This is a genomic window from Catenibacillus scindens, from assembly GCF_014202115.1.
Lineage (GTDB): Bacteria > Bacillota > Clostridia > Lachnospirales > Lachnospiraceae > Catenibacillus > Catenibacillus scindens.
In genome coordinates this window covers 1-1,344 of record NZ_JACHFW010000049.1, presented here as the reverse complement: position 1 = coordinate 1,344, position 1,344 = coordinate 1, and the positions used below count along the sequence as shown (strand labels likewise).

The window sequence follows — 1,344 nt, the reverse complement described above, 5'->3', positions numbered from 1 at the left end:
GGGGAGCGAAATAGAAGTAGCGAAGCGGGTGAATCCATACTGTCGAGAAAAGCCGCTATAGCTCCATATGTACCCGTACCGTAAACCGACACAGGTGGATGAGGAGAGAATCCTAAGGCCGGCGGGAGAAGTGTTGTTAAGGAACTCGGCAAAATGGTCCCGTAACTTCGGGAGAAGGGACGCCAGAGTGATCTGGCCGCAGAGAAAAGGCTCAAGCAACTGTTTAGCAAAAACACAGGTCTATGCGAAACCGAAAGGTGAGGTATATGGGCTGACGCCTGCCCGGTGCTGGAAGGTTAAGGGGAGAGGTTAGCGCAAGCGAAGCTTTGAACTTAAGCCCCAGTAAACGGCGGCCGTAACTATAACGGTCCTAAGGTAGCGAAATTCCTTGTCGGGTAAGTTCCGACCCGCACGAAAGGCGTAATGATTTGAGCGCTGTCTCGACAACACACCCGGTGAAATTGAAATACCAGTGAAGATGCTGGTTACCTGCGCCAGGACGGAAAGACCCCATGGAGCTTTACTCCAGCTTGATACTGGGACTAGGTAATGTATGTACAGGATAGGTGGGAGCCAGAGAAGATAAGACGCCAGTCTTATTGGAGGCGATGTTGGGATACCACCCTTGCGTTATTTGGTTTCTAACATAAGCCCGTGAACCGGGCGATGGACAATGTCAGGCGGGGAGTTTGACTGGGGCGGTCGCCTCCGAAAGGGTATCGGAGGCGCTCAAAGGTTCCCTCAGGATGGACGGAAACCATCCAAAGAGTGCAAAGGCAGAAGGGAGCTTGACTGTGACACCGACGGGTGGAACAGGTACGAAAGTAGGACTTAGTGATCCGGTGGTATTAAGTGGGAATGCCATCGCTCAACGGATAAAAGCTACCCTGGGGATAACAGGCTTATCACTCCCAAGAGTTCACATCGACGGAGTGGTTTGGCACCTCGATGTCGGCTCATCGCATCCTGGGGCTGAAGTAGGTCCCAAGGGTTGGGCTGTTCGCCCATTAAAGCGGTACGCGAGCTGGGTTCAGAACGTCGTGAGACAGTTCGGTCCCTATCCGGCGTGGGCGTAGGAAGTTTGAGAGGAGCTGTCCTTAGTACGAGAGGACCGGGATGGACTGACCGCTGGTGGATCTGTTGTTTGACCAGAAGCATGGCAGAGTAGCCAAGTCAGGAGCGGATAAACGCTGAAGGCATCTAAGCGTGAAGCCGACCTCAAGATAAGACTTCCCATACGAAAGTAGTAAGACCCCTTGAAGACGACGAGGTAGATAGGGCAGAGGTGGAAGCATAGTAATATGTGGAGCTGACTGTTACTAATCGGTCGAGGGCTTGACCTGA

1 rRNA gene is annotated in these 1,344 nt (G+C 52.8%); it reads left to right on the top strand.

Features of this window, described 5'->3' with window-relative positions:
* Positions 1 to 1,343: ribosomal RNA gene (locus HNP82_RS17730) — 23S ribosomal RNA — on the top strand; the annotation flags it as partial.
* Position 1,344 lies beyond the last annotated feature (1 nt).